Here is a 26,702-nt window from a genome sequence, read left to right on the forward strand (position 1 = left end):
CCCCTAAAAGGGCTGTCTCCAAACTCGGTCGATTCTGTTAGTGCGACTTTATTTTCCAGTCGAGCGTCTGGCCGGCGGCGAGGGGGACGACTCCGTTGACTACTTCAGGAACGGTCCACGATTCTTTCACGACTTCAATCTGCTTTGTGGTCCGCGGGATTCCGTAGAAATCGGCGCCGAAGCCGCCGATGAAATTGGCGAGTTTGTCGAGGTGGCCTGCGCGTTCGAATTCCTGTACCAGGAGCGGGACGGCGACAGGTGCGCTGTAGACGCCCGCCGCACCGCAAGGGCATTCCTTTTTGCCCTGCTGGTGCGGGGCGGAGTCCGTGCCGAGGAAAAACTTCGGGTTGCCGCTGAAGGCTGCCTCGCGGATGGCGGCACGGTCTTCTGGTCGCTTCGGAAGCGGCTTGCAGAAGTGGTGCGGCCTGAGCGCGTCTCCGACGACGTCGTCGAGAGTCATCATCAGGTGGTGAACCGTGAATGTCGCCGCCACATTTGCGGGGAGCTTCTTGACGGCTTCGACCGACTTTGCGGAACTCAGGTGCTCAAAGACGATTTTCAACTTCGGGAACTTTGCCGTAAGCGTCTCGACGCGCTTGATAAACGCAGGTTCGCGGTCCAGGCAGAATTCGCCCGGTTCTTCGCCGTGTACGCACAGCACGAGCCCGAGCTTTTCCATCATCGCAACTACCGGGAAAACCGCTTCGAAGTCGCTGATGCCATCGGCACTGTTCGTGGTGACGCCTGCGGGGTAGTACTTCCCGGCGACGACGCCCACCGCCATCATGTCCTTCAAATCCTGCTCCGTGTAGTTCGGGTTCAGCTTGAAAGTCATGAGCGGTTCAAAGTCGGGCCGTACGCTCTTCGCAGCTTCGAGAATTTGCTTCTTGTAATCGCTTATCGCCTTCGCGCTTGTCATCGCGGGAACGGTGTTCGGCATGATGATGGCGCGTCCGAATTGCTGCACGAGGTCGCGTACGTATCCGGGCATGAGTTCGCCCTGACGCAGGTGCGCGTGAAAATCGTCAGGTAAAGGAAGGTGCATAATATGTTACCCGCTTGCGCGAAGGTCGCGGAAGAGTTCTTTTGTAATTTCGGTGTCCCCGTGAAGCCACGTGTCGAAGGAATGGGGCTCGGTCAATGTCTTTTGGGCAAGGAAGGTTATCTTGCAGCCTAGTTCCTTTGCTACCATCAAGTCGTGGGTGACAATGATGATGGACGTCTTGAACAGGGTTCGCATGTTGTCGATCAACGGCAGCAGGTTTCGGCGGTTGTAGTTGTCGAGGCCTGCAGTCGGTTCGTCCATGAGCAAGAGCTGCGGGCCCATGGCCCAGCTGCGGGCGATTGCGACACGCTTCTGCATGCCGACGCTCAACTGGTGCGGGAACATGCCGGCGCAGTCGCGGACGCGCATGAGGTCCATGGCCATGTTAATCTTGTCTTCGATTTCCGTCGGGGTGCCGACTTTGTGATAACGTAACGGAAGGGCGATGTTGTCTCGGACGCGGAGGTTCGAAATGAGGGCGCCGTTCTGGAATACGAACCCGACCTGGCGTTTTGCCACTTCGAGGGCCGTAAGTCTCTCGGGCGGGATGTATTCCCCGAAATAGTAGAGTTTCCCAAGGTTCGGGCGGGCAAGTCCTGCGATGACGCGGAGAAGCGCGCTTTTGCCCTGTCCGGAGCCGCCGCCGATGCACAACGTTTCGCCTTTCTTGAGGACGAGGTTTGCACCAGAAATCAGTTCCTCTTCGCCGGGCTGGATGCCGGATTCGAAAAAGCCGAGCGCCCTTGGCTTGGAAAAAGCCGTTCCGATCAGTCCCCGGTAGGACAGGTGCAGGTTGTCAATTCTGAGGGCCTCGTCAAACATCAGATTATCTTCGAAATCTCGTTGAAATAGTCGATGAAATAGAACAGGGAAAGGAATACGTCGGCGCAGACAATGTAGAAGAACGACTTGATGACGGACTTGCCGGTGGCTTTGGGCACCTGGCGGATGTCACGGGGAATGTTCATTGCCTGGTAGCAGGCGTTGGTGGTAATGATACTTCCGAAAACGAGCGGCTTGATGACGATGAAGATGAAATCCATGAATGTCATGGCGTTGAGGATTTCGGTCGACAGGTAGTCCCATGTGAGCTGCAGGTTGATGGCGTTGCCTGTGATGGCGATGGCAATCTTCGTCATCAGGAATCCGGCACAGATAGCGCTTGCGCTGAAGACTATGGTCATGATGAAGGTTGCAACGGCGCCGCCGATGAGTCCCGGCATTACAAGATAACGGATGGGGTCTACGCCCATGGATGCGAGTGCGTCGACCTCGGAGTTGATGACCATGCCGCCGATGTAGGTGGTGAGCGACGAACCGCTACGGCCTGCAATCAGGAATGCCGTGAGGATAGGCCCGAGTTCACGAATGATGACGACGACCATGAGGCCGCCGACCACGTCCGAGAATCCGACCTTGCCCATCATGGTAATGACTTCGACAATGACGACGGTTCCAAAAAGGGTCGCGACGACAAACAGGATGGGGAATATTTCGACACCGGTGAAGAATGTCTGCAGGATGATGTTACGCGAGTCGGTCTTGAAGCTGCGGCTCCTGGAAAAGAGGGACATGAACGCACGGATGAACAAGGCAACCTGCTGCCCCGCAGTCTTGCGCAGCAGGAAGAGTCCCAGCGAGTGGAACATCTTGCCGATGACGGTTAGCTGTTCGTCCTTATTTGTTTCCATCTACTATGTTCGTCCCGTTTATCGCACTCAGTATGTCTTGCCAGAGCGTTGCAATCCCGTGGCCCTTGACGGCACTTACGCACAGGGGCTTTTCGGGTAGGGAGAGACGTTCCTGAATCTGCCTCAGCCCTTTGGCCAGTTCCGACTGGTTCACCTTGTCCCGCTTGCTGGCGATTACCAGCACCGGGCAGCCCGTGTTACGGATGCTCTCCACCGTATCGATGTCGGTGGGGGTGCCTCCGTGGCGTATGTCCACCAGGTACACAAGCCCGCGCAGGTCCTTGCACTTTTCCACGTACTCGCGGATAAATTCGGACATCTGGTCGCGCTTCGCGTTGCTCACCTTGGCAAAGCCTACACCAGGTAAATCTACAAGAAAAAACTGGTTGTTGACTTTGAAGAAATTGATTTCGCGGGTCTTTCCGGGGGTAGAACTGACCTTGACCAGCTTTTTTTGCCCCATGAGGGCGTTCATGAGCGATGACTTGCCCACGTTGGAGCGTCCGAGGAAGGCTACCATCGGGAGTCTTTCTTCGGGGAGGCCCTTGAGGTTTACCGCCGCCTTCACGAATTCCGCGGACGTGACGGTGAAATCGCCGAACTTTACCGGGTTCACAGGCTTACCCTCCCTTCGAAGGCTCGGAGCATGGTGATTTCGTCGACGAATTCGAGGTCGGAACCCATTGGGATTCCACGGGCAAGCCGGGTTCGCTTGACGCTTGATCCGGCAAGCATGCGGTCTATCATGAGGGCGGTGCTGTCGGCTTCGGGGCTAGACCCGAGCGCGAGGACGAGCTCTTCGATGCCTTCGTCCTTGATCCGCTGGACCAGCTGCGAAAGGTGCAGCTGCTCGGGGCCAATCCCGTCGAGCGGGGAGATGACATTCCCGAGCACGAAGTAGAGGCCCTTGAAGATGCCGGAGCGTTCGAAGGGCAGGATGTCGGAACTCTTTTCCACGACGCACATGGCCTTCGCGCCCTGCCGTTCACTGCAGATGGGACATTGCTCCTCGTCGGTAAAGGCGTGGCACTTGGGACAGGGATGGACTTTCTCGATGGCGTTCGTGAGGTTGCCCGCGAAGCGTTCGATGTCGCTTTTGGGCCGTGTCAGTACGTGATAGGCGAGACGGCGTGCCGTCTTTTGGCCTATCCCGGGAAGGCCTGCGAATTCGGCGATGAGCGCCTCGAGGCTTTCCGGTTCAACGCTCATGGGCCCACGTGTATGCGTCGTTGACGCAACGGTTGAGGAGTGCTGCGGAAATGTTCAGTTCCTTGAGGAGCGCGACGATGGCGGCCTGGTCGTCCTGTTCCACGGCATCTGCTAGTCGGAGGAGTTCCCCGAGACGTCCGGAACGCTGCAATAGCGCTATCCGCATTTCTTCGTCGGCAGGCGAATCGGTGAGGATGGACTCGAGCGGTGCGCCGAGGAGAGCGTCCATGCGGCTGATGAGGCCGACCATGAAGGCCTTTGCGGGCAGGTCGTCGTCGGTGCCGCGGACCACGCGTGCGAGGAGTTCCAGGAACTTCGCGCGGTGGCTCGCGTTCTGGAACAGGGGCGAGCTTTGCGGCGTCATGCCCATCTCGGGGCGAGCGTAGAGCATGAGCATCAGCCATTCCTGGATGTTCCTCATGCCGATCCAGATGATGGCGTCGCGCACGTTCGCGATGCTGTGGCTCCTGAACTGGGCGTCCGAGTTCACGAAGCGAAGCAGGTTCGCGGCCACGTTGCCGTTCTCGGAAAAACATTCGCAGAGCTTGTCGAGGGTCGGATGCGTGCGGAGCAAAAGCAGTATGCGGAGAATCGCGGCAGAGGTCGCGTCGATCTTTCGGCCCGTCACGAGCTCGGGCTTTGCGAAGAAGAACCCCTGGAAGTAGTCGTATCCGTCGGCGAGGCACTTCTTGAAACAAGCCTTGGTCTCGACCTTCTCGGCGAGGACCTTGATGTTTTTGGCCTTGAAGAACCTGGCGGCTTCGGCTAGCGCATCTTCGCTGTTCTCGACGATGTCCATCTTTACGTAGTTGACATAGGGAAACAGGGGCTTGCAGCGGGCAAGGAACTGCTCGTTGTAGATGAAGTCATCGAGCGCGATTTCGAAGCCGCGGGCCTTGTAGCGCTCAACGGCTTTTACCAGGGCGTCGTCGACTTCCACGTCTTCGAGAACTTCGAGCACAAAGCAGCGAGGGTTCAACAGCCCGAACAGGTTGTCGAGCAGCATCTCCCGGCTGCAGTTCACGAACGCCTTGTGGTCGCCGATGAGCTTCGGGAGCCCGATGTTGTTGAGCACGTTTTCGAGGACCTGGGCGGTCGCGAGGACGTCGCTTGCGATGACTGCGGTGTCGCTAGTGGGCGAGTCGCGGAACAAAAGTTCGTAGGCGAAAATTTTCCCATCGCGGTCGAGGATGGGCTGGCGTGCTAGGTAGGCAAGAGAATGCATACTAGATTCGTGCGCTCTTGATACCGAACAGGAGGATGCTGCGGGCGCCTGCGTCCCAGAGCTTGTCCATGATGGCGTTCGCCTCTTCTTGCGGGACCATCGCCTTCACGGAGTACCACTCGCGGCCGTGCAGCTTGGTCACCGTCGGGGCGTCGAGCCCGGGCGTGAGTTCGCATGCCTTCTGCAAGAGTTCGGCGGGGCAGTCGTACTCGATCATCATGTACGACTGGGCCACGAGCTTGCCCTCGATGCGGCGGATGAGCGTATTGACTTCTTCGAGTTCCGTCTTCTGCGGGTTGCAGAACAGGGCGGCGTTGCTGCGGAACAGCGGGTCGCCCACGATGCGAAGCCCGGCCTGCTTGAGGGTCGTGCCGGTTTCCACCACGTCCACAATCGCGTCTGCCACGCCGAGGCTCACGGAAATTTCAACGGCGCCTTCAAGCACCACGAAATCCATCGGCTTCTTGTAGAAGCTTTCCACGATGTTCGGGAAACTGGTGGCGATGGTCTTGTCCTTCAGTTCGTCGAGGCTCTGCACCGGGCTGTCGTTCGGGACGGCGGCGCACATCTTGGAAGCGCCGAAGGGGAGGTCCAGAACCTTCACCGCGGGGCTCTTCGCTTCGGCGTTGAAGTCGATGCCGGTGATGCCCGCATCGATGATGCCGCGACCCACGTACATCGGGATGTCGCTCGGGCGCAGGAAGAAGAATTCGATTCCGTTCTTGGTATCGAGCTGAGTCAGAGTCTTGTAGGGCTTGGATGCCTTGTAGCCGCAGGCCTTCAGGAGTTCCTGCGTGGGTTCGAAAAGCATGCCCTTGTTCGGGAGAGCTACCTTGATCATAGTTTGGCGTACACCTCTTCGAGAGTTAAGCCCTTTTCGGCCATCATCACGGCCACGTAGTAGAGCACCTGGGAAAGTTCGAGACACTGCGCGTCGCGGCTTTCGAAGCGGGCGGCCTGCCAGCTTTCGGCGGCTTCTTCCACGAGCTTCTTGCCGATGGCATGCGGACCCTTCTTGAACAGTTCCGTGGTTCCCTTGCCTTCGGGCATTTCTTTTTTGCGCTGGCATGCCAGTGCGTACATTTCTTCGAACGTCATGATAGACCTCTTTATGTTTTTACACAGTAAAAGATAGTTTTTTAGAAGTGTCGCGAAGGCCGCACGGGCCGAAAATCAAGTTATATTTTGCGTGTGCAGAAGAGAAAGAAGAAATTTATCGGTATTGCGGTTGCGGCTTGCGTGGTTGCGGCGGTTGTCTTTGCGATGTTATGCGTTCGGGGTGCTTCCGCCGATGAAAAAACGCACGAGACCAGGCCGCTTTTCGATGTGCTCGACAGCGCGAACATGATGCTCGTGACGCCGGTAGGTCTTGGTGACCATGCGAAGGGCAAGGTGATTAGCGGTCGTGCCTACCAGAACTTCGTTCAGTTGCTGCGCCTTGCCGATGCGAAGGAAACGCTTCTCGATACCTTCCATACGGAATGCGCGACGGGTGTGCGTGTACAGCTCTTTCATGATACTTTGTCTGTAGCGGAACTGCGTGTTGCCGACAAAATCGGGCGTGTCGGTGACGATATCGGCGTGTGGGAACCCGAAAAGCCTGTGACGATGCGGAAGGTAAACGCCTTTTTGCGGAACCAGGGCGTGAAGTTCCGGCCATGCCCCATAGGGTCGGCCGATGTGTCGGAGGATCCTGACTTTGCGCTGAACGGAATGATTCTTGACCGCGATACGGCAGTCGGGAAGCCCCTTTACGATTTGCTGAAAGATTCAGAACACGCGATAGTCAGTTTTACGGGAATTGCCTTACCGAAGAACGTTACGCGCAAGAATAAGAAAAAGACAATTGACGTTGTTGCCCAAGAATTGCAGAAACATGGGAATGTTGAACTCGATTCCAGCCAGTTGCAGGAACTCCTTTCGCTGTTACGCACGCCCAAGCGGGAATCCTTTTCCGGTGGGTGCCTGTGCATCTCCAGGGCGACGATCTCGTTCTACCAGGATTCCGTAAAAACGTTTAGGCTGCATGTAATCGGAAGTGACTACGGAACTTTCGAAAAGCATGACCTCCTGTCGGGTGTCGGTGCGAGCGGCATATGGGAAAGTGCAAACCCGCAGGCGCTCAAGGCGTTCTTTGACCGCATCAGGGCCCCGCTGGAAGAAGCGGAGCGGGGAAAACTCCCGATAGAGACGCCAGTACTGATACTAAAGTGAATCCTTGCAATTTTGCTGCCGTTTAATGCAAAATTGGATAAAAGTGCCCGTTTTTTTACAAAAAAGGCTGTTTTGTACATTTTTTTACACACTCTTATTGACTTTTTGTCCATGAAAAAGGGTTGTTTTGCAGGAATATTCCTGTTTGTGGAAAATAATTTTATGGAAGACAAAGGAGTGTGTTATGGATGTGAAGAAGTTTTCGGAGATTTTGACCATCGTGCTATGGCTGGTGGGGGGAATCCTGATGCTTACGGCGGTTGCGCATGCGGCGCCGAACCCCAATTTCCATATCTATATCGCTTATGGCCAGTCCAACATGGCCGGTAACGGCGATATCGTTCCTTCCGAAGACCAGGACAAGTACAAGGACAAGTTCCTGATGCTCGCCTCGCATAACGCAAACGCGAGCCAGCGTAGCGGCAAGACGAATCAGTCTATCAAGACTGGCGAATGGTACACGGCTATCCCCCCGATGTTCCACCCCTTCGAGAACCTCTCCCCGGCGGACTACTTTGGCCGTGCGATGGTCGATTCCCTCCCGGGCGTAACCGTGGGCATTATCCCGGTCGCTATCGGTGCGGTGAGCATTCGTGCCTTCGACAAGGACCAGTATGAAAGCTACTTCAAGGGCGACGGCAAGGACATTATGAGCTGGGGCTGGCCCAAGGATTACGACAACAACCCTCCGGGACGCATTCTGGAACTCGCCAAGAAGGCTAAGGAAGTGGGCGTCATCAAGGGCTTCATTTTCCACCAGGGCGAAAGCGACGGCACCGACGACAACTGGCGCCGCACCGTCTACAAGACTTACAAGGATATTATCGACGCGCTCGACCTCGACGAGAACGAGGTTCCGTTCGTTGCCGGCGAACTCCTCCAGGAAGGCAACAACTGCTGCGGAAGCAAGAATGGCGGAATTGCGCAACTCAAGAACAACTTCAAGAAGTTCGGGCTTGCATCCTCAAAAGGTTTGCAGGGTAACGGCAAGGACCCGTACCACTTTGGGCGCGCGGGCGTGATTGAGCTCGGCAGGCGCTACTGCTCCGAGATGCTCAAGCTTATCGACAAGACGATTGACCCGGATGCCCCGCCGGTAAACCTGGTGGACCCGAGCCAGTCTACGGTTCCTGACGAACCGCCCGAGGAATATGGACCCTACACCGATCCGATCGAAATCCCGGGCAAGGTGCAGGCCGAAAACTACAACAAGGGTGGTGCGAATAAGGCCTATTACGACCTGAACAAGGGTAACGAGGGCGGCAAGCTCCGCAAGGACGACGTGGATATCTACCAGCCGAACATGGGCATTGTCGTGGGGTACTGCCAGAAGGGCGAGTGGCTCAAGTACACCGTGAACGTGGCTGCCGATGGTGAATACGAGATTTCTGCCAACGTGGCGGGTGAGAACGGAACCGGTAGCTTGACGCTTTATATGGACGACCAGCCTATCGGTACCGAGATGGCCAATACCGGGAAAGGCTTTGATGCGTTCGAAGTTGTAAGTGGTGGCAAGGCTTCGCTTAAGGCGGGCGAGCACGAACTGAAAATTGAAATAACCAACGACTGGATTGATATCGACTACGTGGAATTCAAGGCGGTGTCGGCTGGTACTGACGGTCTTGCGCTGCCCCTGAACTTGATGACCGAAGCCGAAAGCAGTTTTGCGATAATGGACCTGCAGGGGCGCGTGATCTCTGTCATAAAGGCTCGTAATATGCGCGAGGCGGTCGAAAAAATGAAGAATAATGTGATGTCCGACATTGCCCCGAAGGGTGTTTATTTTGTAGTTTCCAATCCAGGAACAAAAAACCAGAAGATGCAAAAGGTGGTACGGTATGAATAAAGGCGAACTCGTAATTGTCAAACAAATAGTCTTTTTTATGGCTATTGCCGTCACTCTCGGCTTCATCTACGGATAGACTTTCTCCTAATCATATATCGGGCCCCGGCTAAGCCGGGGCTTTTTTGCACACCCCTCCCTAGTTATCTATTGACAAAATATCAATGGAAAACATGTCGGAAGCATATAAAAAAGCCCGTTTTGAGGGTAATTTTAGGATGTGGAACTGCGTGGGGGATGGTGTGCCCTGCGCAAGAAAGGAGTTTCTGTATGGGATGTTTCAAGTTTCTGACCCGCGCAGCCCTCGCTGCTGCTGCTTTTACCGGCATTTCCTTTGCCGTTACGGTCAATAACCCGATTATGTACGTCGATAGCCCGGACCCCTCGATTGTCCGCGTTGACGACGCTTACTACATGGTGACGACGACCATGCACTTTGCGCCTGGCGTGCCCGTCTTCAAGAGCACGGATTTGGCCCAGTGGCGCACGGTGGGCTATGCCTACCAGACGCTCACCAACAACGACCAGCAGAACTTGAATGGCGGCAAGGACGCCTACGGTAAGGGCTCTTGGGCTTCGAGCATCCGTTACCACAAGGGATTTTTTTACGTGTTGACTCCGTCCTACACGACAGGCAAGACGCATTTGTACAAAACCGCCGACGTGGAAAGCGGCCAGTGGAGCGAAGTGCAGCTCCCGTTCTACCACGACCCCTCCTTGTTCTTCGATGACGATGGCACCGTGTGGGTGTTCTATGGCAGTGGCGACCAGATTAGCTACGTGCAGCTCAACGACGACGCGAGCGGCGTGAAGGCCGGCGGCAAGAGCGGCAAGCTCGGCGGCGTTAGCATCAACCAGGTGACCGGCACCAGCAACTACTACGTGCAGCAGGAAGGCTCGCACATGGAAAAGGTGAACGGCGAATACTACCTGTTCACGATTTCTTGGCCGGCCGGCAAGAGCCGTAGCGAAATCGTTTACCGTTCCAAGAGCCTGCTCTCCGGATTTAGTGGAAGGTATTTCCTCTCCGATAACGGTGTTGCGCAGGGTGGCATCTTTGATACTCCCGATGGCAAGTGGTATGCCCTCCTGTTCCGCGATTCCGGCCCGGTCGGCCGTATGTCGCACTTGGTCCCGATGGAATGGAAGGACGGCTGGCCGGTTCCGACCAGCGGAAGCAAGGCTCCCTCCACGATTGACCTGCCGGAATCCCCGCTCCCGGGCTATGGCATGGTCACTAGCGATGATTTTGAATCTAGCGAACTTGCGCTTGAATGGCAGTTCAACCATAACCCAGATAACAAGAACTGGAGCTTGTCTGCAAATCCGGGCTTTTACCGCATTACAACGAGCCGCACCGATAGCCGCGTGGTGACTGCGAAGAACACCTTGACACAGCGTTCCTTTGGCCCCAAGAGTTCTGGCCGTACGCTTGTCGATGGCACCGGCATGAAGGATGGCGACATGGCCGGCCTCGTTGCCCTGCAGGATGACAAGGGCTTTGTGGCGCTCGCCAAGGATGGCGGCAGCTACAAGGTGGTGATGTACACCGGGAATAAGGACGGTGAAAGCCTGAAGGATAGCAAGGCGATTTCGGGTTCCAAGGTTTACCTGCGTATCGATTTCGACCTGCCGATTGACCGCGGTACCGCATACTTCTACTACAGCACCGATGGCAATACCTGGACAAAGATTGGTAGCGACGTGAAACTCAATTACGACCTCCACATGTTCGTGGGTGTGCGTTGGGGCCTCTTCAACTTTGCAACAAAGCAGGCGGGCGGCTATGCGGACTTTGACTGGTTCAAGGTCGGTGTTGATGCGAACGATGAAATTTACCTTGATGGCGCTGGCTCTGAACCTGTCCCGCAGACTCCGTTCTGTGCCGCCGGTGAAAACTGTCCCGCCGTTGCTCTCCCGGGCAAGATCGAAGCCGAAAACTTCGATGTTCCGGGTAAGGGCAAGGATGGTACCTCTTACTATGATGGCGATTCCGAGAACCACGGCGATAGCGATTACCGCAAGGGCACCGGCGTTGACCTCTACGAGAAGGCGACTGGAATCATTGTGGGCTACAATAGTGAAGGCGACTGGCTCGAATACACGGTGAACGTGAAGGAAGCGGGTGATTACACCATGTTCGCGGCTGTCGCTGCTGCAGGCAATACCTCGAGCTTCAAGCTTTCCTTGGACGGCAAGGACATCACCGAAGAAATCGCGGTGCCTGCGGCAAGTTCCGGCGAAGACAATTACGATGACTACAACAAGGTGAAGGCCAACGTGACTCTCCCTGCGGGCGAACACGTGCTCCGCTTCACGGTGGTGGGCTCCTGGCTCGATATAGACTACTTCACGTTCGTCGCTGGCGCAAACGCTACGGACCCGGAACCCATTGGAACGGACTTTGCAAAGACAGTCCGCTACAATGTGCAGGGCTCGCAGACCTATCGCGTGTTCAGCCTGAACGGCACGTTCGTTGGCGCGGTTGATGCAGTCAGCACATACGAGGCCCAGTCCAAGGTCCGCGCGATGGTTTCTGAACAGGGTGTTTACCTGATTAAAAACCGAAATGGCCTTACGCGCCGCGTGATGGTAACGAAGTAATTTCTTGAACAAATTGTCAATGCTTTATTTCCCCTGCGGCATCCCGCGGGGGATTGTTCGATATATCTTTAGATATGGTGTAGTATGTCTCTCAAAAAAGGAGAAGAGATGTTTGGAAAAAGATTTATCCCTGCGAAGGCGATTTCTGCTTTTGCATTGATTGCCGCGACTGTTTTCTCGGTTCCGGCGCTTGCAGATAACATAACGGTAGACGGCAAGAGCCGTAGCATGCTTGTGTATGCGCCTTCGGGCATCGAGAAGAACCGCCCGCTCATCATCCAGATGCACGGCATGAACCAGGATGCGCCCTACCAAAAGAACGCTGCGAAGTGGGAATCCATTGCCGATACCGCGCGCTTCGTGGTGGTGTTCCCCAATGGCGAAAACAAGGCCTGGGATATCTCCGGCAACAAGGACCTCAACTTTATCAAGGCCATTATCAACGAGATGTATAGCAAGTACGGTATCGACAAGAACCGCGTGTACGTTTCGGGCTTCTCGATGGGAGGCATGATGAGCTATCACGTGGCAAACAAGATGGGCGACCAGATTGCGGCCATCGCGCCTGTTTCGGGTGGCGGCGGCGTGAACTCGCCCAAGCGCGCCATGCCGATTATGCATACGCACGGCACCACCGATGACGTGGTGAACTACAACAGCACCGTGAATACCCTCAAGGGCTGGGTCAACGCGCAGAAGTGTTCCAGCAATTCGCAGAAGATCAAGCCGTATCCCTCGACAAAGTCGGGCTCCGCTGCATCGCTTGAAATCTGGAGCGGCTGCACCGATGGCGTCGAAGTTCGCCTGCTGACGATTGACGGCAAGGGCCACTGGTATTCTATGGACGAGGCCGTGAGCGTCAATACGAGCGTGGAAATCTGGAACTTCGTGAAGAATTACTCGCTTGATGGTTCCAGCATCACGCCGCCGCCTCCCGCGATTGTGGTGCCCACGAATCGCGACAGCATCTTTAATGGCGGTTTCGATTCCACCTCCGTGGCTTGGGACCTGCAGGTGCACGGTGACGCGCAGGCGACGGGCGAGGCCAAGGGCGGCAAGTACCAACTGGATATTTCTGCCATCGGTACCGAGAATTACCAGGTGCAGCTTATCCAGCACGATTTGCACCTTGAAAAGGGACAGTGGTACGAAATCAGCTTTGACGCGAGCGCGGGTGCGGCCCGTACGCTCGAGGTGAACGTGGAACAGCACAACGACCCGTGGGCATCTTACCTCAAGGAAAAGCAGAACTTTGAACTCGGCACTACGTCAAAGACGTTCACGTTCAAGTTCCAGATGACGGCCGCGACCGATACGAATAGCCGCCTGAGTTTCAATGCGGGCGCCGCCACCGGCACGCTCACGCTTGATAATGTGAAAATCGCGAAGACGGAAGCCCCCGCCGATACGGGAACGACCGCCCTGCGCGGGGTGCAGTTTGTGCGCGAACAGCCGGCGGCGTATGCCGTGTTCGACCTGCGCGGGCACAGGCTCGGGACTATCGAAATGCACGATGCGACCGAGGCCGAAACACTCCTACGCGCGGGCTATACGAAGGGAGTCTATCTCCTACGCGGCCTGAAGGGTGAAAAATCGCTCCTGGTGCCCGTTTCCCGCTAAAAAACGCTGAAATCGCTGTCATTCTGGAGACCCCGAAGGGGGCGATAGAATCCATAGCGCGCCATTGACAAATAATCAATGGCGTCTTCCTTTTGAATGTGTATTTTATGCCTTTTGGGGAGTATTTTTAAATCAACAATTCAATTGTGGAGTGATGAAGATGTTTGGTTTAAAGAAATGCTCGCTCGGCGGGGCTTGTGCCCTTGCCTTTTTGGGTATGGCCTCTCAGGCCTTCGCGCATCCGGATAGCCTGGTGCTTACGCCACCGCTGGGGTGGAACAGCTGGAACGTGTTCCACGAAAACATCAACGAGAAGCAGATTCAAGAAATTGCCGATGCGATGGTCAATTCCGGCTTGAAGGACGCTGGCTACATTTACCTGAACCTCGACGACAACTGGATGGATACCAAGCGCGATGCCCAGGGCAACCTCCAGAACAACCCGAAGACTTTCCCGAGCGGCATGAAGGCTATTGCCGATTATGTGCATAGCAAGGGCCTGAAATTTGGTCTTTACGGCGATCGCGGTAAACGCACCTGCCACCATTACAACAGCAACTGGGATAGCCAAAGCGGTTCCAATGGTCACGAAGAACAGGATGCCAAGAAGCTCGCCGAATGGGGTGTGGACTACTGGAAGTACGACAACTGCGATTCCGATCCGAGAACCCAGGAAAAAGATTACACTGCCATGTCCAACGCACTCCGCAATTCCGGACGCGATATTGTGTTCAGCATTTGCATGTGGGAATACAAGGATTGGATGCCCAAGATTGCCAACCTCTGGCGCACCACTTTCGATATCGGTCCCGAATGGATTTCTACCTCCTGGTACCGCGGCGTCTACGAAATCATCGATGCGAACAACAAGTATTGGCAGATTGCAAAGCCCGGCCACTGGAATGACCCGGACATGCTCGAAGTGGGCAACAGGGGCCTCTCTTACGAGGAACAGCGCTCCCAGATGACGATGTGGTCCATCATGGCGGCCCCCATCATGATCAGTTCCGACGTGCGCAACATGAGCAACGAGACCAAGGAACTCTACCTGAACAAGGACATGATTGCCATCAACCAGGACTCCCTGGGCGTTCAGGGTCACCGCGTCTCCGATGTGAACGGCAAGCAGATTTGGACCAAGCCCTTGAAGAATGGCGACCTTGCCGTGGCGCTCCTCAACAACAATACCTCTACCCAGACCGTTGAATGCAACTTTGCAGACATTGGCGTAGAAGGCGAAGTGGAAGTTCGCGATGCCTGGAAAAAGAAGGACTTGGGACCGGTTTCGCATGTTTCTATCGAACTTCCGGCTCACGGTTCGGCGCTCCTCCGCTTGGTTCTCAAACCGGTTCCTCGCAAGCCGTTCAAGGGTGAGGCTCTCGCCATTCCGGGCAAGATCGAAGTGGAAGATTTCGACATTAACGGCGTGGGTCAGGGCAACACCACCTACAACGAGAACGATACCGAAAACCACGGCGATAGCGACTACCGCCCGGGTACAGGCGTGGACCTCTACAAGAAGGCTTCGGGCATCATCGTCGGTTACAACCAGGCGGGCGAATGGCTCGAATACACCGTGAAGGTTGCTAAGACGGGAACTTACGCGATGAACGCCTCTGTGGCTTCTGCGAACAGCACTTCTAGCTTCAAGCTCTCCATGGACGGCAAGGACATCACCGAAGAAATCGCGGTGCCTGCAGCGACCTCGGGCGAAGAAAACTACGATGAATACAATACGGTCAAGGCCGATGTGGAACTGACCGAGGGCGAACACATCCTCCGCTTTATCGTTACCGGCGACTGGATGGATATCGACTGGATCAAGTTCAGCGAACCGGGAAGCACCGAACCGGGCACGGATGCTATCCGTCAGGTGATGCCTGCCGTTCGTGGCGATGCCTCTGCGCCTCGCCTCGTCAAGAAGGGCAACACGCTCTTCATCGAGAAGAACGGCAATCGCTTCGACCTGACGGGTCACCGCCTCCGCTAAAAAATCTCCTCCTAACCCCCAAATACACCCCGCCAGTAATGGCGGGGCGTTTTTGCTATTACTTGACGATGGAAAAGGTGGACTTTGACGCGAAAAAGAAATATGACAATGCCAAAAGCTCCCGTGATCAATTCGCCAAAAGGGGAAATGACGATGCGGTACAGATGATTGAAGAAGAAATGCAGGCGTATGCCAAGCGGATGCCGCGCGAAAAAGCATTTGTCCGCTGTGTATGGAAAGGAAACTGACCTTATCGGCGAGCAAAAAGAATGATTCCTGTGCCCGAAATGGCTAAAAAAGGGCGTTTTTGACATTTTTTCAAAGGAAATTTCTGTATAGGTGCTCCTGGCGGTGGTGGAGAGATTATTTTATAGATGGGATGAATGTCTTTTCGAGAATGCGCCTATGTTGAACATCAACGAAATCAGTGATTACAGGGACCTGCTCAAGAATTACTATACCCAGCGCAAGCTGGAGATGCCGCTGTATTCCTACAAGATGATGGGTCAGAAGCTGGGGCTTGAGACGAGCCAGATCTTTCGCGTGTTGAACAAGGAACTTCACCTGCCGAACCATAGCATTCCCCTGGCGAAGGACCTGTTGGACCTGAAAGGGCGAAATGCCGAAATTTTTGAGATCCTGGTGGCGGCGGCCAAGGCGAAATCGCAGTCGAAGAAGGAAAAGCTCTATAAGATGGCGCTTTCGCTACAGGATGTGGACTTGCGCAAGTTCAGCGCGAGCGAATACCTGTTCTTGAGCAAGTGGTGGATTCCCGTGGTGCGTGCGCTGATCGAGATGAACGGAGGCCATGCCGAAGTTCCCCGCTTGGTCAAGCAGATTTCTCCCACCGTTTCTGAGGACCAGGTACGCGAGGCCATCGCGGTACTCAAGGACTTGAAACTGATTACGCCCTTGGCCCCGGAACGCTATGCGGCGACAACGGCAAACTTTACATCGGCGGGGTCAGCCACGAAGACCGCGGCCATCCGCAGTTACCAGAACCAGCTCCTGGCGCTCGCCCAGAATGCCCTGATAGCCGTGGAACCTGCAAAGCGGAATATTTCTTCGTTGCTGGTGGGCGTGGACGACGAGTGCTTTGATGACTTGAATGAAATGACCCTCGAATTCAGGCGCCAGGTGCAAAAGAGAGTTGCCGAAGTGAAGGAAGCCAGTCGCGCCATGCAATTCGTGTTCGCCTTTTATCCGGTTGCCGAGATTTCTAAGGAGCCCAGGGGCTCGCAGTCTAAAAAGGTGGGGGTGAAAAGATGAAAAGGCTGCTTTTACTCCTTGCTGTTTTCTTTGCGTTCTGGGCGTGTTCCAATGAAAAGGATATTGCCGGAATCAGTACCGTTGAAACGGAAAACGCCTTCTTGATTCAAGTTGTTCGTGAAGATTCGTTGCCGGCGGCAAACGTGGTGGCGCGTATGCGTTCCGCCGATTTTGTCCGGAGCGTAGATGCGGATTCTGCGAAGGCGGAATTTTTCAATGAATATGTGACGGATTCCTTGGGCTGTATCCGTATCGGTAGCCTTGCGGTCGATGTGGCGACCCTCGAAATTGTGGATAGGGGAGAAGGCCTGTTTAGGAAGATTTCTGCGGAAGATGTGCAGGACGGGGATTCCGTTCGTTTCGTCATGGAAAAGACGGGAAACCTGCGGGGAAAAGTGTATTTGCCCGAAGACGTCGATTACGCATGGGTTCAGGTGTATGGAACGGATCGCCTTGTAAAGACCGATAGCGAGGGCTTCTACGAGATGGATTCGCTTCCGCCATCCGAATACGGCCTGCGCGTCATTGTGGGCGATAGCGTTGTTGAACATTCGGCGAAAGTTGTTGCCGCCGAGGAGATTCGCGCGAATGTCTGCGCGTTTGAACCGGATTCTGTCAAGGTCCTGGACTTCGAATATGCGGATGCGCAGTTTGTTATCAAGGAACTCGGTATCAGCGATGCGGGCTACATGTCCGCTACGGATACGAGCGTGAAGGTAACCCCCGAAGTGGCGACTGTGCCCGAGACTCGCGAGGATATTGCGGAATTTATCGTGGAAGCCGGAGCGGGTCGCGAAGGGAACGCCATCCACTGGGAATCTTCGGCAAAGCACGGCAACTGGTCGTTCTATGGAATCTGGGTTTGCAAGGAGGAATCTCCGTGCGACCTGTCTGCTATTGATTCCATTGTCTTCTATGCCCGTGGAACCGGGGTCATCTCGATTGCCCTTGAAACCTTGGGAAGTTTGAACACAGAAGGAAAAACCTTGGCGTATGACACGCTCGCGACAGACGATGAATGGAAACGGGTCTGCATAAAACCGTCAAATTTTAAACCCCGCGATGATCTATATGGAAATCTCGGTTGGGATGTCATCAGCAAGGCGGTGACAACCATTTCGATTGCCGCCTACGACGATACGGAATTCTGGATAGATGACATAGTGCTTTATGGCGTAAAGCCTAGCGATTTTCGTCCCTGACTTCGTTTTTCCCGGTTTTACACCGGGAATTTTTTTACGCATTTTTGAAATTTTGTCAAAAGAAAAAGGATTGGAGGGGGTGAAATCCATAGGGTATGGATTTAATTTTTGATTGGTTGTCTGGATATAGGGAAAGGATGGTATAAGATGTTTGGTTTCAAGACGAGGCGGCTTGCCTTCATTACATTCGCTGCAATGTGCGGCTTCTTTACACAGGGCTTTTCACAAGACCTGCTTTACCCCGACATGTTCGCTCTGGGCGACGTGCAGCTGCTTGACGGTCCACTCAAGGAACGCCAGGACCTGAATGTGGAAACTCTCCTGAGCTACGATGTCGATAAGCTGATAGCCCCGTTCTACGAAGAGGCGGGAATGAAGCCGAAAGCGTCCAAGTTTTCGAACTGGGCGGGGCTTGACGGGCACGTGCTTGGACATTACTTGAGCGCCCTCGCGATGCACTATGCCGAAAGTGGCGACGAGCAGGTGAAGGAGCGTCTGGAATACATTTTGAGCGAACTCAAGACCATCCAGGACTATAATTCTAGGGATAACGATTTCAAGGGCTACATCAGCGGCGTGCCCAACGGCAAAAAGATGTGGCTCAGCATGAAGGGTGGGAATGCGGGCGCGCAGAACGGCTATTGGGTACCCTGGTACAACATCCACAAGCTCTATGCGGGCCTGCGCGATGCCTACATCTATGCAGGCTACGAACAGGCGAAGACGATGTTCCTGGCACTTTGCGACTGGGGCCTTACCATTACGGGTGGGCTCAACGACTCCAAGATGGAATCGATGCTCGGTACGGAACACGGCGGCATGGCCGAGGTCTATGCCGACGCCTACGCGCTTACCAAGAATGCGAAGTACTTGAACGAAGCCAAGCGCTGGTCGCACAAGTGGCTCTTGAACGCGATGGCCGCAAATAACGACAACCTCACGAATGTGCATGCGAACACGCAGGTGCCGAAGGTGGTTGGTTTTGCCCGCGTTGCCGAACTCACGGGAGACCAGACCTATGTGAAGGGCTCCGAGTATTTCTGGGACCGCGTCGTGAACAAGCGAAGCATCGCGATTGGCGGAAACAGCATTTCGGAACATTTCCCGGCGCTTGACAACCACAAGAAGTATGTGGAAGAACGCGAAGGACCGGAATCCTGCAATACCTACAACATGCTCAAGTTGACAGAACGCCTGTTCAGCATGGATCACAATGCCAAGCAGGCGGATTTCTATGAACGCGCTCTATTCAATCATATCCTTTCGACTATTCACCCGAAACACGGCGGATACGTTTATTTTACGCCGGCACGTCCGCGCCATTACCGCGTCTACTCGAAGGTGAATGCTGCCATGTGGTGCTGCGTGGGCTCGGGCATGGAAAACCCGGCCAAGTACAGCCAGTTTATTTATACGAAAGACGGGGACAATCTCTACGTGAACTTGTTCTCGGCATCGCTTCTGAACTGGAAAGACAAGAAGGTGACAATCAAGCAGGAAACGGCATTCCCGAAGGGCGAAAGTGCGAAGTTTACCATTACGGGTGGCGGCAGCTTCGACATGAAAATTCGCCATCCGTATTGGGTGAAGGAAGACGCTTTCAAGGTAATTGTGAACGGCGATACCGTGGTCAAGAAATCCGACCCGTCGAGCTATGTGTCTGCGGGCAAATCCTGGAAATCCGGTGACGTAGTCGAGGTGCTGTTCCCGATGTACACGCATGTGGAAGACCTTCCGAATGTCTCTGACTACGTGGCTCTTTTGCATGGTCCGATTGTTCTCTCCGCAAAGACGGGGACGGCGAATCTGAACGGCCTTGTGGCCGATGACGGACGTTGGAGTCATATCGCATCGGGAGCGCTTGAATCTTTAGATCAGGCGCCCATGCTTGCGAGTAAAAAAGAAGACATCCCCTCGAAAGTGGAACCCGTGAAGGGAGAGCCGCTGCACTTCAAGGCGCCCTACCTGTTTGCTGCCAAGAAAGATGCAAACCTATTGCTGGAACCTTTCTACGAAGTGCACGATGCCCGCTATATGATGTACTGGATGGTGCTTACCGACCCCTCTGTTCTGGAGCGCTTGAAAAAGGAACAGGAAGAGGCTTTGGCGCTCGACGAGAAGACGGTCGACAAGGTGGCGCCTGGCGAGCAGCAGCCTGAAGTGGACCACAAGATGAAAATCGAGAATTCTACGTCGGGAACGGCCAACGGCGAATTCTACCGCGATGCGGGCAAGTGCAGCGGTGGCGACGGCGGCCTGATTAGCTACGAGTTCGAAACCAACAGCGAGGATTCCCTGAGCCTGATGGTGCGCTACTGGGGCAACGAGGGCTGCACCCGCATATTCGACATTAATATTGATGGCGAGAAACTCGTGACCGAGACGATTTCGAATCGCTGGAACAAGAATGAGTTTGTGAACGTGACCTACCCGATTCCGGACAATATGGTGAAGGGGAAGAAGATTGTGCGCATCTCGTTTACGGCAAGTTCCGGCATGGTGGGCGGCATTTACGGCGTGCGACTGCTCCGCAATAAACCGAAGCCCGAACCGGTGTCTATTGCTGCGAAAAAATCTGTCAGCCCCGACTTGAAGGCGCGCATTGCCGGTGGAGAATTGCAGATTGCTTCCGGAGCAGCGCTTTCTCAGGGATTTGCTGCAAGGATCTATTCGATGGATGGCCGTCTCGTAAAATTCGAGGCGCTCCCTGCAGGGCAGAGTACCTTCAGTATTGGCATCTCCGACATGAAAAGCGGCATGTATATCCTGAAAATCCAGCGTGACGGCTATAGCTACGCTTCTACGATTTTCCGGAAGGAAAAGTGAGGAAACCTCACTGCTTGATGATTACCTTGCGCAGGGTCGAACCTTCCTGCACGAGGTAGGCGCCGGGGGCTTTCATCGTGCTGATGAGACGGCCCTGTAAGTCGAAAATGAGCGCGGCGCCGCGGCCGGTGCGCAATGCGGGCGAATGGTTTTCGCGGGGCATGGCGATGGAGGCGGCACTTTCCGCGGTGCTGGACGAACTGCTCGTGGAGTTGCTCGACATCCCGTATTCGAATGCGCCGAGGTCTGGCGCTTCGCCTGCAAACAGGAATCCCAAATCCTCGCCCCTGTCGATGGCGCGGCTCCCCTTCTTGAGTTTCAAGAAATCTACATAGGGCAAGCTGCCGTCGGCGTTGCGCGGGCCCAAGATTCCCGGAATCGTCGAGAGATCCTTGCCCGTGACGGTCATGCTCGGGTCGTCAAGACTTTCAAAGTCGTCTTCGGTCAGGTCAAGTTTCAGGTTCCACGTGTTGTTCTCGCCGGCGGGGCATTCCACGTAGTGGTCGATGTTCTGGCTCGGTATATACTCCCAGCACTCCCCGACTTGCGAATTCTTGTTCGGGAAGGCAATGTTGTTCTTGAGCACGTGCGCGTTGTCGCCGGTGAGGGGCGCCACCTCGGCAATGCGGTTCCCTTCGGAATCGAAGAGCGTCGATGCCATGGCAAATTCGCGGTCCTTGTTCATGTAAGACGTGTTGTTGAGCCACTTGCTGCCCACGCCGGTGTAATTCGCGTAAAAGCCCGTCGCCTTATTTTTCCAGGCGGCGCAGAACTTGATGGTATGCCGCCCGCCGCCGAGGGTGCTTTCGCCCATCTTGATGCCGTGCCCGTTGCCGTTCTTCGGGTTTCCAAGCCCGTAATCGCTGTAGCCGTTCCCCATGGCGTAGCAGTTTTCCAGCACCACGGGGAATTCCTGGTTGATGAAGTCGAAGCCGTCGTCGCTGTTCCACCAGGAACGGCACCCGATGAACTTCGTGGTATCGCCCTCGCCGGGTTTCTGGTAGTGCGCGCCGAAACCGTCTGCGTTTTCGCCGTCGCCCTGCCAGCCCAAGGGGTCGTAGTTGTCGTGTGCATCGCAATTCAAGAAGATGTGCCCGCCGCCATCCGGTGCGCCGTCGTTCGCGAAGAATCCGGGGCCCGCATTATGGTGGCTGTCCATATTTTCCAAAAAGATATGCTTGCTCGCATAGAGGAAAACGCCGGAATTCGAGTTGTGCTTCATGGGCGTGTTCCGCACCTCGAAACCCTTCAAGTGCAGGTACTTTGCCGAAATCACGATGGGCGAAGTGTACATCGCCCCTTCGGGTGTGCCGTCGCTATGTTCCACGCCTGCTGCCACGGGCAAGTTCGCTCCGTCAAAAATCGGGCGTTCGCCCGGATAGGCCAGGTAATGGATGCGGTTGTCGTCGCTCGTGCCGCTTGCAGTGAGGACGATTGCCGCAGTCATCCTGTAACGCTCGAAAAAGACCGTATCGTGCAGGTCGTAGATGCCGCCGCGAATCCACACGGTATCGCCCGCATGCACCACGGTATTCGCCTTGTTGAGCGAGGCGAAGGGCTTGTCCTTCGTGCCCGCCGCACTATCGCTACCGTCTGTCGCCACATAATACACGGCACCGAACGCCTGAGCCGCCGCGAATGCGAGCGCGAATGCAAATGCGTAACTGTTCACTTTTTTCGAGCGCATGTTTCGCTTCCTTTTTTTGAGTCCGCCTGAACTCCGATGCGAATCCCTATGCATCTAAATATATACTATTCTACGGGCGTCTTCTGCTCTTTGCGATATGTCCGGTTAAAAATCGGAAAAATTTATCGCAACGGGTGTTGTCCTGCTTGTTTCGGCGTATCGTAATGACGATGTCTCGCTTGAATTCTGCATCGGTTATCCGGAGCAGGCGAATGCGGCGGTTGTTTACGCGCCCCCACGAGAACTCTGGCCAGAATCCCACGCCGATTCCGCCTGCGATTGCGTCTTTTACGGCAAGCGCATTGTCGCTTTCGAAAATGATGTGTGTCTTGAATCCGACGCGTTCGCAGTATTCGTTGCAGATATTTCGTAGTTGCTTTGAACCATAGAGCCCGATGAAGTTTGTCCCGGAGAGTTCACGCAGCGAGATGCTGTCGCGCTTGCGGTATTCGGCCGTGTTGGGGACTGCGAGGTATATTTTTTCGGTGCAGATGAAATTTTCCTCGTTTTGGTTTGCTTCTTTCGTGATGGCGGGGGCCTTTGCGTAGGTGCGTACGCAGATATCGTATAGGGTCGTCTCTTCGTTCTGCACGAGATTGAATCTCAGGTCGGGATTGCATTTTTTGTAGAGAATCACGGCGTTGGTAACGAGTGTAGAGGCGGCGAGGACATTTAAATTTATGGTGAGGGCGTCTTCGTTCGCCAATGCGCGGAGCTGTGCGGGGAGCGCGTCGATGTCGTCGTAGAGGGGCTTGACTTTCCGGTAAAAATATTCCCCTGCTTCGGTGAGCTTGATGTTTCTTCCTTGCGTTCTGAAAAGTTTCACGCCGATTTCGTCTTCGAGTTTGTGAAGGGCGTGGGTGAGTGCCGGTTGCACGATGCATAGTGTCTTTGCGCTCTGCGTCACGTGTTCGGTGCGTGCGACTTCCAGAAAGTAGCGGATGTGCGTAAGTTCCATAATTCGGTCCTTTGGAGGTCTTTTTGTCGATTCATCAAAAAATTTGATGAATTAAATATAAATAATCTATTAGACAATATGAATTGTCTATTCTAATTTTGAGCCCGAAATCAATAAAACCCGCCTTCGGGCGGTAACATCCGCCTCCATGCGGTAACAACATAAGGAGTTGTATCATGAAAAAACTGATTGCCGTCACAGCCATTGCATGCATCGCTATCGCCATGAGCGCCTGCCAGGACAATCGAGATTGCACCTATAGCGCAGACAAGCACACCCTCGCATGCCCCGAAAAGACCTATGCAACTATTGACAGGGGAGGAAAGACCTGGATGGCAGAAAACCTAGATGTCTATAGCCCAGACTCCAGCGTCTGCTACGACAACAATCACGACAACTGCGTGTCCATGGGCCGCCTTTACACCTGGAAGGCGGCTTCGGGGGCGGTATGCCCTGTTGGCTGGCGACTGCCGACTCAGCAGGAATTCAAGGATGTATTTGGCGATGCGTCTGTAGATGACCTCAAGAAGGCGGATGTTTTCAACATGCAGTTCGCGGGGTTCGAATACTATGATGGCAAGTTCGCCGACAAGGGTGCGAGTGCGAGCTTCTGGACGGCCGAAGCCTATGATGATTCCAGGGCCTACATGGTGCGCGCGACCGATTCGGGTGTCGCGTACGAACACTTCAACAAGAACATCTTTGCATCTGTCCGCTGCGTAAAAAACTAATCTTCCCATAACAAATCACCAACCGCGAGTTCCCAATGACCTGGTTAATAGACCTATTTACAAAGCCTTCGGTAGGGCAGCAAGTTGTAGTAATCGCGTTTACCGCCGCTATCGGCCTCATGGTCGGAAAAATCAAGGTCAAGGGAATTAGCCTTGGCGGTGCGGGTGCGCTCTTTGTCGGTATCCTCCTCGGGCATCTCGGGCTCCGCGTAGAAGGAAACGTGCTCCATTTCATTCAGGAATTCGGGCTGATCCTGTTCGTCTACACCATCGGCATGCAGGTGGGGCCCGGGTTCATGGATTCCATCCGACGTCATGGTCTCGTGCTGAACGTGCTTTCGGTCGGGATTGTGCTGCTCGGCGTGCTTGTGACTCTTTGCCTCTACTTCTTTACCGGCATGCATGACAACGTCCCTGTGCTTATCGGGATGCTCTGCGGTGCCGTGACGAATACGCCGTCGCTCGGTGCTGCGAATTCTGCATTTGCTGCGGCCGGGGTGGATACCTCTCTTACGGGAATTGGTTACGCGGTTGCCTATCCCTTTGGCGTCATCGGCATCATCTTGGTGATGATTTTGATGCGCGTCATTTTCAGGCAGGACCCGAACAAGGCTGCCGAACGCTATACCGCCGATATCGCCGCGAATAGCAAGGAAATAGTATCGTGCAGCCTCACGGTCGATAACCAGAATTTGTTCGGAATACAGCTGAAGGAAATTCCGGACTTGATTTCGAGCGGCGTCGTGGTGACGCGCTTGCTGCGAGGCGAGAATATCTTTACCCCGAACGGGAAAACGGTGATAGAGCGTGGCGACAAGATGCATATTGTGGGAATGCCGGAAGCGGTCACTGCCATGGAAAAGATTATCGGCCGGCGCCTTGAAACTCCCATCACCAAGTTCGCATCGGATCCGGCAAAACCGATTCAGGTGAAGACGATTCTCGTGACGAACAAGAAGGTTCTCGGGCGTACTATCGGTTCACTTGCTCTTGCCGAACGCTACGGCGTGAATGTGAGCCGTGTGACCCGCGGGGGTATCAAATTTACGGGTCGCCTCGACTTGCGCATCAAGTTTGCAGATAAGTTAATGATTGTCGGATCTGCCGAAGGTATCGAGGCTGTTGCGAAGGAACTGGGCAATTCTCTCACGGCGCTGGACCATCCCGAAATTTTACCGGCGTTCCTTGGGATATTCCTTGGCGTCATTGTCGGGAGCATCCCGCTTGCGATTCCGGGAATGCCTACGCCATTGAAACTCGGCCTTGCGGGTGGTCCGCTTGTTGTTGCAATCCTCCTGAGCCGCAAACGCAAGATTGGCCCCCTGAATTTCTTCATGGCGAACAGCGCGAATCTCATGCTCCGCGAATTTGGCCTGACTTTGTTCCTCAGCTGCGTGGGTCTCAATGCGGGTATCCGGTTCTTCGATGTCCTGTTGAACGGTGATGGCCTCTATTACATGGGGCTTGCTGCCCTTATCACGTTCCTTCCGCTCGCGGTAATGGCGTGCGTCGGGCATCTTGTGTTCAAGGTGAACTACCTTTCGCTCTGCGGTGTGCTTGCTGGAGCCACGACCGACCCCCCGGCACTTGCTTTCGCGAACAGCCAGGCGGACAGCGAGGCTGTAAATATCGGCTATGCGTCCGTCTATCCGTTGACCATGCTGTTGCGCATTCTAAGCGGTCAGGTGCTTGCGATTCTGCTCCTCGCCGCTTGATAAGACCTTATTTCGACCCGTTTCGCAAGGGACGGGTTTCCTTGTTTACGATAATTGTGTATTTTTCACGAAAAAGGCGCTGCACCGCGAGGTGCGGTTTTTGAGGTATATATGCAAAAACTAGTTATCGTGACTTTCGTGCTTCGTGCGTTTGGATTTGTGCTCGTTCTCCTGAGCCTGTTCGGGCACGACCTGATTCTGAACGTATTCCCCGGTCTTGAGGGAATGTCCATCAACCCGATCTTCTATTCGGGTATCGGTGTGTATTTTGTGGGTGCGCTGATTTACTTCTTTGTGAACAAGAAGCGCCGTGCCGACCGTCGCCGCGAAGAAATCGCGGAAGCCGAACAGCGGGCCTTCCAGAGTTCCGCCAGAGGACAGGACCAGGATGGTGGTCAGGACGCATAGGTGAATTATGGGTGATTTGATGATACAGATAGAACATTTGCACAAGACCTACCGCAGCGGGTTCTTGATGAAACCGAAGCCTGCGCTCAAGGACGTGAACTTCAGCGTGGAACCTGGCCAGGTCTACGGCTTTATCGGGCCGAACGGGGCCGGCAAGTCCACGACCATCAAGGTGCTGACGGGTCTTTTGAATTTCGATTCGGGCAAAGTGCTCGTGAACGGAATCAGCCCCCGCGATGTGAAGAGCCGCCGCTTTATCGGCTATTCTCCGGAGCAGCCCTATTTTTATGATTACCTCACGGGCCGCGAACTCTTGCGCTTTTACGGAACGCTCGTCGGACTCGATGGCGCAGAACTTGACAAGCGCATCGCCTGGGCGCTCGACCTCTTGCACGCGAACAAGGACTGGATTGATCGCCGCCTGCGTTCTTACTCCAAGGGCATGATGCAGCGCGTGGGCATTGC

The 26,702-nt window shown here is 54.8% G+C and carries 23 protein-coding genes; 13 read left to right on the plus strand and 10 right to left on the minus strand.

All coding sequences use genetic code 11. The annotated features are described in order from the left end of the window. Positions 1-37: 37 nt before the first annotated feature. From pyrC to hisE, 8 genes are read right to left on the minus strand one after another with little or no spacing between them, the layout of a single operon-like run. Entirely contained in the window at positions 38-1,045 is a 1,008-nt protein-coding gene (gene pyrC, locus B4B27_RS10085; protein WP_290726174.1) for a dihydroorotase, read from the minus strand. A gap of 6 nt (positions 1,046-1,051) precedes the next feature. Beyond that, a complete protein-coding gene (locus B4B27_RS10090; RefSeq protein WP_173382202.1) occupies positions 1,052-1,867 on the minus strand; it encodes an ABC transporter ATP-binding protein in 816 nt (271 codons plus the stop codon). Further along, positions 1,867-2,736 (minus strand): MlaE family ABC transporter permease, encoded by an 870-nt coding sequence (locus B4B27_RS10095; RefSeq protein WP_173382203.1) that lies wholly within the window; start codon positions 2,734-2,736, stop codon positions 1,867-1,869. The genes B4B27_RS10090 and B4B27_RS10095 overlap by 1 nt, the downstream gene beginning before the upstream one ends. After that, positions 2,723-3,352, minus strand: a complete 630-nt coding sequence (gene yihA / locus B4B27_RS10100) for a ribosome biogenesis GTP-binding protein YihA/YsxC (RefSeq protein ID WP_290726177.1) — start codon at positions 3,350-3,352, stop codon at positions 2,723-2,725. Before yihA ends, B4B27_RS10095 begins: the two co-directional genes overlap by 14 nt. Next, entirely contained in the window at positions 3,349-3,945 is a 597-nt protein-coding gene (gene recR, locus B4B27_RS10105) for a recombination mediator RecR (RefSeq protein WP_173366323.1), read from the minus strand. The genes yihA and recR overlap by 4 nt, the downstream gene beginning before the upstream one ends. Beyond that, positions 3,935-5,170 (minus strand): EAL and HDOD domain-containing protein, encoded by a 1,236-nt coding sequence (locus B4B27_RS10110; RefSeq protein WP_290726180.1) that lies wholly within the window; start codon positions 5,168-5,170, stop codon positions 3,935-3,937. Before B4B27_RS10110 ends, recR begins: the two co-directional genes overlap by 11 nt. A gap of 1 nt (position 5,171) precedes the next feature. Next, positions 5,172-6,011: an ATP phosphoribosyltransferase gene (gene hisG, locus B4B27_RS10115; protein WP_290726182.1), complete on the minus strand. Its 840-nt coding sequence runs from the start codon at positions 6,009-6,011 to the stop codon at positions 5,172-5,174. Continuing rightward, positions 6,008-6,268, minus strand: coding sequence for a phosphoribosyl-ATP diphosphatase (gene hisE, locus B4B27_RS10120; protein WP_072812962.1), 261 nt, complete (start codon positions 6,266-6,268; stop codon positions 6,008-6,010). The genes hisG and hisE overlap by 4 nt, the downstream gene beginning before the upstream one ends. Before the next feature lie 93 nt (positions 6,269-6,361). On the opposite strand from hisE, the gene B4B27_RS10125 reads away from it, so the two are divergent. From B4B27_RS10125 to B4B27_RS10165, 9 genes are all read left to right on the plus strand, one after another. Next, positions 6,362-7,384, plus strand: coding sequence for a hypothetical protein (locus tag B4B27_RS10125; RefSeq protein ID WP_290726185.1), 1,023 nt, complete (start codon positions 6,362-6,364; stop codon positions 7,382-7,384). Between the two features lie 184 nt (positions 7,385-7,568). Then, positions 7,569-9,230 carry a sialate O-acetylesterase gene (locus B4B27_RS10130; protein WP_290726187.1) on the plus strand — a complete coding sequence of 554 codons (1,662 nt, stop codon included), beginning with the start codon at positions 7,569-7,571 and terminating at the stop codon, positions 9,228-9,230. A 267-nt stretch (positions 9,231-9,497) separates the two neighbouring features. Next, the gene (locus B4B27_RS10135; protein ID WP_290726189.1) at positions 9,498-11,831 is read left to right on the plus strand and encodes a family 43 glycosylhydrolase; all 2,334 of its coding nucleotides are present in this window, start codon (positions 9,498-9,500) and stop codon (positions 11,829-11,831) included. Between the two features lie 108 nt (positions 11,832-11,939). Then, positions 11,940-13,451, plus strand: a complete 1,512-nt coding sequence (locus B4B27_RS10140; RefSeq protein WP_290726191.1) for a carbohydrate binding domain-containing protein — start codon at positions 11,940-11,942, stop codon at positions 13,449-13,451. A gap of 154 nt (positions 13,452-13,605) precedes the next feature. After that, entirely contained in the window at positions 13,606-15,441 is a 1,836-nt protein-coding gene (locus B4B27_RS10145) for a carbohydrate-binding protein (protein ID WP_349678247.1), read from the plus strand. A 68-nt stretch (positions 15,442-15,509) separates the two neighbouring features. Continuing rightward, positions 15,510-15,689 (plus strand): hypothetical protein, encoded by a 180-nt coding sequence (locus B4B27_RS10150; RefSeq protein WP_173365212.1) that lies wholly within the window; start codon positions 15,510-15,512, stop codon positions 15,687-15,689. Between the two features lie 157 nt (positions 15,690-15,846). Then, the gene (locus tag B4B27_RS10155; protein ID WP_173382563.1) at positions 15,847-16,710 is read left to right on the plus strand and encodes a DUF4423 domain-containing protein; all 864 of its coding nucleotides are present in this window, start codon (positions 15,847-15,849) and stop codon (positions 16,708-16,710) included. Then, the gene (locus B4B27_RS10160) at positions 16,707-17,912 is read left to right on the plus strand and encodes a hypothetical protein (RefSeq protein WP_290726194.1); all 1,206 of its coding nucleotides are present in this window, start codon (positions 16,707-16,709) and stop codon (positions 17,910-17,912) included. Before B4B27_RS10155 ends, B4B27_RS10160 begins: the two co-directional genes overlap by 4 nt. Before the next feature lie 147 nt (positions 17,913-18,059). After that, positions 18,060-20,738 (plus strand): beta-L-arabinofuranosidase domain-containing protein, encoded by a 2,679-nt coding sequence (locus B4B27_RS10165; RefSeq protein ID WP_173382561.1) that lies wholly within the window; start codon positions 18,060-18,062, stop codon positions 20,736-20,738. A gap of 7 nt (positions 20,739-20,745) precedes the next feature. On the opposite strand, the gene B4B27_RS10170 is transcribed toward B4B27_RS10165, so the two are convergent. Together B4B27_RS10170 and B4B27_RS10175 are read right to left on the minus strand one after the other, a co-directional pair. Then, positions 20,746-22,425 (minus strand): right-handed parallel beta-helix repeat-containing protein, encoded by a 1,680-nt coding sequence (locus B4B27_RS10170; RefSeq protein ID WP_290726197.1) that lies wholly within the window; start codon positions 22,423-22,425, stop codon positions 20,746-20,748. Positions 22,426-22,495: 70 nt separating this feature from the next. Beyond that, on the minus strand, positions 22,496-23,383 hold the full coding sequence (locus B4B27_RS10175) for a LysR family transcriptional regulator (protein WP_290726199.1): 888 nt from the start codon (positions 23,381-23,383) through the stop codon (positions 22,496-22,498). A gap of 176 nt (positions 23,384-23,559) precedes the next feature. Between B4B27_RS10175 and B4B27_RS10180 the strand changes: the two genes are divergently transcribed. The 4 genes from B4B27_RS10180 to B4B27_RS10195 all read left to right on the plus strand — a co-directional run. Beyond that, a complete protein-coding gene (locus B4B27_RS10180; protein WP_290726201.1) occupies positions 23,560-24,114 on the plus strand; it encodes an FISUMP domain-containing protein in 555 nt (184 codons plus the stop codon). A 35-nt stretch (positions 24,115-24,149) separates the two neighbouring features. Further along, the gene (locus B4B27_RS10185) at positions 24,150-25,829 is read left to right on the plus strand and encodes a putative transporter (RefSeq protein ID WP_290726203.1); all 1,680 of its coding nucleotides are present in this window, start codon (positions 24,150-24,152) and stop codon (positions 25,827-25,829) included. Between the two features lie 111 nt (positions 25,830-25,940). After that, on the plus strand, positions 25,941-26,237 hold the full coding sequence (locus tag B4B27_RS10190; RefSeq protein ID WP_290726205.1) for a hypothetical protein: 297 nt from the start codon (positions 25,941-25,943) through the stop codon (positions 26,235-26,237). Positions 26,238-26,256: 19 nt separating this feature from the next. Next, a partial coding sequence (locus B4B27_RS10195) for an ABC transporter ATP-binding protein (RefSeq protein ID WP_290726438.1) occupies positions 26,257-26,702 on the plus strand: 446 nt, incomplete at its 3' end.

Source organism: Fibrobacter sp. UBA2449 (genome assembly GCF_002342555.1).
GTDB lineage: Bacteria > Fibrobacterota > Fibrobacteria > Fibrobacterales > Fibrobacteraceae > Fibrobacter.